Origin of the sequence: Hallella faecis (assembly GCF_018789675.1) — a bacterium.
Lineage (GTDB): Bacteria > Bacteroidota > Bacteroidia > Bacteroidales > Bacteroidaceae > Prevotella > Prevotella faecis.
Genome location: NZ_JAHKBE010000158.1, coordinates 1 through 524, shown reverse-complemented (window position 1 = coordinate 524; position 524 = coordinate 1). Strand labels below are relative to the sequence as shown.

1 protein-coding gene is annotated in these 524 nt (G+C 46.0%); it reads right to left on the bottom strand.

Features of this window, described 5'->3' with window-relative positions; translation table 11 throughout:
* Positions 1–155 precede the first annotated feature (155 nt).
* Positions 156–524 (bottom strand): IS1634 family transposase (locus KM934_RS12950; protein WP_431835213.1); only part of this gene is annotated, 369 nt, incomplete at its 5' end.

The following is a 524-nucleotide window of genomic DNA, read 5'->3' as shown; positions in this document are numbered from 1 at the left end:
AGCGTGTGGCACTCTCCTTGTCCCTGACAACCCAAGTGGGCTGAAAAGTAAATGGAAGCGTATAGCCCCACCAACCCAAGCGGGCTGAAAGCCCAATGACCTCCTCAGCCCAGGGCAAGCGAAGCGACACCCTCCTGACTTCGTCATTGCGTACCTCAAAAGTCTTCGTCAAAGAGTTTAGCTATTTTCTGATGCCTTGCCATTAACATTGTTTGGGTGTAAACCTCCTTGTTCAGAGGTAGCTTAATTTGTATTGTTGTGATTGTCTTAGCCAATGCCAGCACCTTGTCTACGCTCATCTTGATCTCTGAGACTTTCAGCATGCGCTCCAGTTCCTTGTAGACTTTCAAAGCCACAAAGCAGATGCATATATGAGCTTCGATGCGTCTGCGTGTAAAATGAAACATTGGGCGTATCTCTATCTTTGATTTTGCTATACGGAAAGCCCGTTCTACGTGCCAAAGGTTGTGATATGCTGTGTATACATCCTGTATTGGTATATCCGTATTGGTGAGATATCCTTT